Raw genomic sequence first — 7,793 nt, forward strand, 5'->3', positions numbered from 1 at the left:
CGCGTGATCGCGGTCGGCACCACCGCCGCCCGTGCGGTCGAGTCGGCGGTCGTCCGCCGGGGCCGTCGCGGCGCCACCGTCCGCCCGGCCCGCGGCTGGACCGATCGGGTCATCACCCCGGCGCATCCACCGCTGGTGGTCGACGGGCTGATCACCGGGTGGCACGATCCCCAGGCCTCGCATCTGCTCCTGGTCGAGGCGGTGGCCGGAGCGGCCCTGACCCAGGCGGCGTACGACTCAGCCGCCGCAGTCGGCTATCTGTGGCACGAGTTCGGCGACGCCGCCCTGCTCCTGCCCGCGCGATGAACGAGCTCAGGCCCCATCGGTGGCGTGCCCGGAGCCTGCGGTGTAGCGCACCGGATCGCCGACGGTGATGGTGCGTCCCACCGTGCACAGCCGGTCCTGACTCTTCCGGATCGCGTCGGGGAGGACCGCGCGGGCGGCGTCGCCGGCCGCGCCCTCGGGGAACTCGACGGCGAACGTGACGGTCAGCCCGACCAACCGGTTGCCCTGGGCGTCGCGGATCTTGGTGCCCTCGGCGACGGCCTCGAACCCGGTCATCTCGGCACGTTTGCCGGTGATGAAGTCGATGTCGAGCGCGCTGCATCCGGCCAGGGCCGCGAGCAGCAACTCGACCGGGGTGAAGTCCGGATCGTCGCCGTGGCTCAGCGACACCGTGCCGCCACGTGCGTTGGTCGCGACGAAACGGTGTTCGCCGCTCTTGTGCAGCGTGACCGAACGCAGGTCGGGGCCCGGGGTCGTCGTCATGGCATCCAGCCTGCCACGACGCGCCCCGGGCCCCGTTCCCGGTTGTTCGGCCGAACGAGTCAGCGGACTACTTGCTGACCTTCACGGTGATGTACTTGTGTCCCTTCACGATCGTGTCGAGCTTGGGCAGCTTGATCTCCCGGTTGCCGTTGACCCCGTGCTTGCGCAGATACAGGTTCGTCTGGACCTGGTCATGGCGGGCGGTCTCCGCGATCGTCTTCTTCACCTTCGCGATCGTCGAGTCGCCGTAGGCGTCGAGGTAGTTGGCGTTGCCGCCGACCACATCGAGTTCGCCGATGGCACCCTTGAGCCTCTTGGAGACCTTGAAGCTGAAGGTCTGCTTCTTCGTGCTCACGCCGGTGCCGCTGGTGGTGACGCGCAGTGTGACGGTGCCGCCGGGCTTGGCCGTGATCGGCTTCTTGCCGACGGTGACCCACGTGCCGCTGCGCTTCTGCTGCACCGTGGTGATCTTGCGGGACCTGGTGTTGTCGTTGTAGCCGGCCTTCGCGGTGACCGAGGTGATCGTGACGCCCTTCATCAGCGACAACGCGTAGGCGAGGTCGGCCGCCGGGTAGGCGGTCTCGCTGGTGATGTCACCGCCGCTGACGAACCGGTCGGCGTAGGTGAGCGAGAACGCCTTTCCGTTCTCGGTCCCCTTGACCACATAGGTCGCCAGCGATCCGCCCTTCAGGTACGGCGTGTCGGTGATCGCGTCGCTGTTGTTGACCGTCTCGTAGAACACGGCGTCGGCGGTGTACTCCCGGTTGGCGACATAGCTGGTGCCGGTCCGTGAGGTGCCGTCGTACGTCGACGTGGCGGTCACGTTCCCCACCCGCGGGCCGGCTCCGAGCGGACCGGCGATGGCGGGCGTCCGGTCCTGGTTGATGATGCCCGCGACCTGGCCGAGGTTGGCGACCTTGAAGGAGGCGTTGAGGTTGTCCGGCTGGATGGTGACCGCGTCGGCGGTCAGCAGGGCCAGCGAGGTGGTGCCGGTGCCGTCCATCGGGTGGCCGAAGCCGACCAGCCCACCGTCGCACACCGAGGTCACGGTCCCGATCCCGGCCATCGCCACATCGCCGTACACGTACGCGGCCGCCAGGTTCCCGCCGGCGACCAGGCTGTCGGCCCCCGGACTCTCGTCCTCGGCGGAGACGCCGAGGCGGCCCGCGGCGACCTTGCTGTGCAACGCCTTGTCGTCGCTGTCGGCCGCCTGGTCGACCCGCTTGGCGGAGACCCCTGCCACCGAGACGGGGGTCTGCAACTGGCTGAACCCCTTGGCTGCTTGCGCCTGGGTGATGCCGGCCGCATCCGCGATCCGGTGGGCGAGGGCGCTGCTCTGCACCCGGACGTTGTCCCGGGTGCCGGTGCTCCCGGCCGTGCTACCACCGTCGGGCAGGTACTTCTGCATCGCCGCGAACGGCGTCACCCCGGCGATCTGGGTCTCACCGTAGGAGAGGGTGTAGGAGACCGCGCCGATCAGCTCACCGGTGGTGTCGTCGTAGACCGGGGAGCCGGACATGCCCTCCCAGATGCCGGCCTCGTCGATCTCGTCGGAGTGCAGCTCCATCACGATCATGTCGGTGCTGGCGGAGATGCCGCCCTTGAGCACGCCGAGGACCGTGCCGGTGAACTCCGAGGGTGTGGTGCCGGAGGTGACCGTCAGGCCGTGCACGGTCTGGTCCTTGACCAGATCTGCCTCCGGGAATGCGGTGGCGCAGTCGGCGGTCGGACCGTCGGCCGCTTGGGCGGGCGCGCCCGAGGCGATGGAGACCCCGGTGACGATCACCGCGGTGGCGGTCGCGAGTGCGGCCACACGTGTCCTACGAGTTGTCATGTTTCTGCTCCTCGAGAGGTGGCGGCGCCCGCGTCGGCGCCGGTACGGCAGTAGACGCGCGGTCACGCAGGTTTGGTTGCAGGGCTGTCGCACGAATCTGTGAACCGGACGTTCATCTTCTATGAGTCGCCTGTCGCCGGCTGCGTACCTGGGGCGTGGCCCCACGGCATAGCCTTCAGCTCGTGACCGCTCTCAGCCCGACCCGGAGTCTTCAGCGCAGCGAGGCGCTCGCTCGAGCCGAACTCCTCCGCCCGACGTCGTACGACGTGACCCTGGATCTGGCCGCCGACGAGGCGAGCTTCGCCTCCCGGACCGTCCTACGGTTCGCCTCGGCGGCCGGTGAGACGTTCCTCGATCTGAAGCCGACGGCACTCGCCTCGGTCCGGCTGGACGGCGCAGCGCTCGACGTCGGACTGCTGGAGCGGGGGCGCTTCCCGCTCACGCTGACCGCCGGGGAGCACGAGCTCGAGGTGGTCGCCACGATGCCGTTCCGCAACGACGGCGAGGGGCTGCACCGCAGCGTGGATCCGGCCGACGGCCGGCACTACGTGTACGGGATGTCGTTCATGGACGCCGCGCCGACGATCTTCGCCTGCTTCGACCAGCCCGACCTCAAGGCGCCGTACACCTTCCATGTCACCGCGCCCGCCGAGTGGACGGTGCTGGGCAACGCGCCGGCGGCGCGGACCGGGACCGAGGGCGGTGTCAGCCGGTGGGAGTTCGAGACCTCGCCACCGCTCTCGACGTACTTCGTCACCATCGTCGCCGGTCCCTACCACGTGCTGCACGACGAGCACGACGGGATCCGGCTGGGCCTCTCGGCGCGCGCCAGCCTGGCCGGCGATCTCGACGCCGACGCCGACGAGCTGTTCACCCTCACCAAGCAGTGCTTCGACGAGTACCACCGGCTCTTCGGCATCCGCTATCCGTTCGGCGACTACCACCAGGCGTTCGTGCCCGAGTTCAATGCCGGTGCGATGGAGAACCCCGGTTGCGTCACCCTCCGCGACCCGCTGATCTTCTCCTCCCGGGTGACCCGCGGCATGCGGATCCAGCGGGCCACCACGGTGGCCCACGAGATGGCACACCAGTGGTTCGGCAACCTGGTGACCCCGGCATGGTGGGACGACCTGTGGCTGAACGAGTCCTTCGCCGAGTACATGGGCAACCGGGTGACCGCCAGCGTGACCGAGTACCACGACGCCTGGGCGGACAACTCCTATGCCCGGCGGCAGTGGGGACTGACCGCCGATCTGCGGCCCTCGACGCATCCGGTCGCCGGCAACGGCGCGGTCGACGCCAGCGCGGCGCTGCAGGACTTCGACGGCATCTCCTACGCCAAGGGCTCGGCGATCCTGCGTCAGCTGGCGGCGTCGCTGGGCGACCAGGTCTTCTTCGACGGCGTCGTCGACCACTTCACCCGGCACCGGTTCGGCAACGCCACCATGCACGACCTGTTCGCCTCCTGGGAAGGCGCCGCGCGACGCAGTCCGGACGCCGGCGGCCGGGTCGACCTCAGCTCCTTCGCCGCCGACTGGCTGCGCACCGCGGGGCCGGACCGGCTGAGCCTGGACCGTGCCGCCGGCCTCATCCGGCGCACGCCGCCCGCTCCGGGACCAGCACAGCAAGCGGCCCCCGAGTCGGGCCCCGAGCCGGCCCCCGAGTCGACCCAGCGCTCCCACACCTTCCGGGTCGCCCGGCACGACGCGGGCGGCTGGCAGACCGAGACCGTCAGGGTCGACTCCGCCGAGACGCCGTATCTCGCCGGGGCGAGCGACGCCGTCCTGCTCGACCCGTACGACGACACCTGGGCGGTCTCGGTGCCGGACCCCGTCACCGTCGCGGCACTGCCGGGACTGATGGACACCATCACCGACGACGGCCTGCGCGCCGGGGTGTGGAACAACCTGCGCAGCGGATTCCGGGAAGGACTCATCGCACCGTCGGAGGTGATCGCGGTCGCCGAGGCCGGGCTGCCGATCGAGGACACCGAGGACACCCCGCGCCGGACCCGGGCGTGGCTCTTCGGCTGGGTGGTGCCGTTGGCGCCCGAGGGCTCGCTCGCGCGACTGCATGCCGCCGCCCTCGACAAGCTGGCCGGCACCGCACCCGGCTCCGAACCGCAGCTGGCCGCGTTCCGCGCCGCGGTCAGATCGGCCACCTCCGCCGACGGACTGCGCGCCTGGCTGGCCCGGACCCCGAGCGGGATCGACCTCGACACCGCGCTGCGCTGGAGCCTGCTGGTCCGGCTCGCCGAGCTCGGTGCGACCGCCCGCACCGAGCTGCGGGCGGCGTACGACGCGGAGCCGACCGGCGACGCGCGGGTCGCCCACACCCAGGCGCTGTGCGCCCTGCCGGACGCCGAGGCCAAGGCCTACGCGTGGTCGGTGTTCACCGCCGAGACCGACCTGCCGAACTACGAGGTCCTCGCCGCCGGCGCCGGGATGTGGGCCGGCGGGCCCGCGGTGGCGGACCTGGTGGCGCCGTACGTCGACAGGTACTTCACCGAGCTGCCCGGCACCGTCGGCGCGCGCTCGGGATGGGTGCTCGCCGACGCCGCGGAGGCGTTCTTCCCCGCGGTGCGGCCCTCCGCCGACGTGCTGGCCCAGGCACGGCGGCTGGCGACCGCGGAGACTCTCGATCCCTCCCTGCGGCGCCGGCTGATCGACTGCGCGGACGACCTGGCGCACCGGCTCGTGATCGCCGAGCGGTACCCGGCCTGAGGAGCGGCTCCCCGGAGTGTGTCGCGCCGCGAAACTGTCGGCGCCCGCGCCTAGCGTGTCCTCATGCGGATCCTGCACACCTCCGACTGGCACCTGGGCCGCTCGTTCCATCGGGTGGGGATGCTGGAGCACCAGGCCGCCTACGTCGACCACCTGCTGGAGGTCGTCGACGCCGAGCGGGTCGATGTGGTGCTGATCTCCGGCGACGTCTACGACCGGGCCTTGCCGCAGGTGGACACGGTCCGACTCGCCTCCCAGGCCCTGGCCCGGCTGGCCGCATCGCGCGCCAAGGTCATCCTCACCAGCGGGAACCACGACTCCGCGAGCCGACTCGGCTTCGGCTCGGAGCTGATCGACGCGGCCGGCGTCTTCATCCGCACCGAGCTCGCCGCGGTCGGGCGGCCGGTGCTGCTCGAGGACGCCCATGGCGAGGTGGCGTTCTACCCGCTGCCCTACCTCGACCCGATCACGGCGAAGGATGCCTGGGGACTCTCCGCGCGCTCGCACCAGGCGGCGCTCGCGGAGGCGATGCGCCGGGTGGGGTCCGAGGCGGAGCGGCGAGGCGGCCGTTCGGTGGCGATGGCACACGCCTTCGTCGCGGGCAACGCGCCGGCCGCGACCAGCGACTCCGAGCGCGACATCAGCGTCGGCGGTGTCTCGATCGTCGCCGCGCACCTCTTCGAGCAGATGAGCTACACCGCGCTCGGCCACCTGCACGGCGCCCAACAGCTGGGCGAGACGATTCGCTACTCGGGCTCTCCGCTGGCCTATTCCTTCTCCGAGGAGCACCAGACCAAGGGCAGCTGGCTGGTCGACCTGGACGCCACCGGGTTCGCGGCGGCCGAGTTCGTGCCGGCGCCGGTGCCGCGCCGGCTGGCCCGTGTCGAGGGCGACCTGGAGACGCTGCTCACCGACTCCCGCTTCGCGCAGGCGGAGGACGCCTGGGTGCAGGCCACCCTGACCGACCAGGTCCGGCCGAGCCACGCCATGGAGCGACTGCGCCGCCGATTCCCGCACGCCCTGGTGCTCGGCTTCGCCGCCACCGCGCCGGTCGTCGGCCACCTTCCGCGCCCGGGAGCCCGTCCCCGGCGTGACCACGAGCTGGTCACCGATTTCGTCACCGAGTTGCGCGGCCGCGCGCCGTCGACCGAGGAGCTGGCGTTGCTCGGGTTCGCGGTCGACGCCTGCTGCGAGGACGCCGACCTCGATCCGCGCGCGACCGACGCCGACCAGCCTGCCCAGGAGTCCGCCGGGAGCGGCGCCGCGGAGGAGTTCGCCGAGGTGCTGTTCTGATGCGGCTGCATGCGCTGCGCATCACCGCGTTCGGGCCGTTCACCGACACCGTGGAGGTGGACTTCGACGCCCTCTCCGGCGCCGGTCTCTTCCTGCTCTCCGGCGCCACCGGTTCCGGTAAGACGAGCATCCTGGACGCGGTCTGCTTCGCGTTGTACGGCGACGTGCCCGGTGACCGGGCGACCGCGAAGCGCCTCCGCTCGGACCGGGCCGACCCCGCCACCGGGACCGAGGTGGTGCTGGAGGCCACCCTGTCCGGTCGGCGGTTCCGGCTGACCCGGACCCCGGCCTGGGAGCGGCCGAAGCGACGCGGCACCGGCACCACCCTGCAGCAGGCCTCGGTCGTCGTCCAGGAGCAGCGGGGCCAGGAGTGGCACACCCACACCACCCGGCTGGACGAGGCCGGACAGCTGGTCTCCGGCCTGCTCGGCATGACGCTGACCCAGTTCGTGCAGGTGGCGATGCTCCCGCAGGGCCGGTTCGCCACCTTCCTGCGAGCCGGCAGCGAGGAGCGCAAGGGGCTGTTGCAGCGACTCTTCCGCACCGAGCGCTTCACCGACGTCGAGCGGTGGCTGCGGCAGCATCGCGCGGAGCTGCGGCACCGCTCGGCGGAGTACGGCGATCGCGTCGCCGAGGCGGTCAGCCGGATCAGCGAGTCCTCCGGTGCCGACCTGCCGGCCGACTGGGACCTCTCCGACCTGACCCTGCCCGCCGAGTCCGGCGAGCTCTCCGCCTGGACCGAGGAGCTGCACGCCGGCGCTCGGGCAGCCCAGGACGAGAGCACGGCGCTGGCCGCCACCGCACTGAGCCGTCACACGGCCGCGAAGCGGGCCGCCGCACAGGCCCGCGAGCTCGTCGAGCGGCATCGACGCGTGCGTGCGGCCGCCGAGGAGCATGCCGCGCTGCTCGACGGACAGGCCGACCACGACCTGGCGGTGGCGGCCCTCGAGGACGCCCATCGCGCGGCACCGGTCACGCCGCTGCGCCTCCTGGCCGCCCGTGCCGTCGAGGCCCACCGGACCGCCGTCGCACAGGCTCCCCCAGACCTCGACCTCGACCGGGTCGCCGAGCAGCTCGATACTCTCACCGCTCGTCTCGCCGAGGCACGCGCCGCGGAGCCGGCCCGGGCGCGCTGGACGGCGGCGATCGACGAACGGGCCGCGCTGCGCGACGAG

At 71.9% G+C, this 7,793-nt stretch carries 6 protein-coding genes; 4 read left to right on the forward strand and 2 right to left on the reverse strand.

The genetic code is table 11. The features are described from left to right. Positions 1–306, forward strand: a 306-nt coding sequence (locus tag QM638_RS09590) for an S-adenosylmethionine:tRNA ribosyltransferase-isomerase (RefSeq protein WP_415141744.1), incomplete at its 5' end; no start/stop codon positions are given. Between the two features lie 6 nt (positions 307–312). Here QM638_RS09590 and QM638_RS09595 read toward each other — a convergent pair. Then, entirely contained in the window at positions 313–768 is a 456-nt protein-coding gene (locus tag QM638_RS09595) for an OsmC family protein (protein ID WP_415141745.1), read from the reverse strand. A 67-nt stretch (positions 769–835) separates the two neighbouring features. Continuing rightward, positions 836–2,602, reverse strand: a complete 1,767-nt coding sequence (locus QM638_RS09600; protein WP_415141746.1) for a hypothetical protein — start codon at positions 2,600–2,602, stop codon at positions 836–838. 182 nt (positions 2,603–2,784) lie between these two features. Between QM638_RS09600 and pepN the strand changes: the two genes are divergently transcribed. The 3 genes from pepN to QM638_RS09615 all read left to right on the forward strand — a co-directional run. Further along, on the forward strand, positions 2,785–5,325 hold the full coding sequence (pepN, locus tag QM638_RS09605; protein WP_415141747.1) for an aminopeptidase N: 2,541 nt from the start codon (positions 2,785–2,787) through the stop codon (positions 5,323–5,325). A gap of 63 nt (positions 5,326–5,388) precedes the next feature. Then, complete coding sequence (locus QM638_RS09610; RefSeq protein WP_415141748.1) at positions 5,389–6,618, forward strand: exonuclease SbcCD subunit D; 1,230 nt, start codon at positions 5,389–5,391, stop codon at positions 6,616–6,618. After that, a partial coding sequence (locus tag QM638_RS09615) for an AAA family ATPase (RefSeq protein ID WP_415141749.1) occupies positions 6,618–7,793 on the forward strand: 1,176 nt, incomplete at its 3' end. The genes QM638_RS09610 and QM638_RS09615, both read left to right, overlap by 1 nt.

This window comes from Nocardioides sp. (genome assembly GCF_047606145.1).
Classification (GTDB): Bacteria; Actinomycetota; Actinomycetes; order Propionibacteriales; family Nocardioidaceae; genus Nocardioides.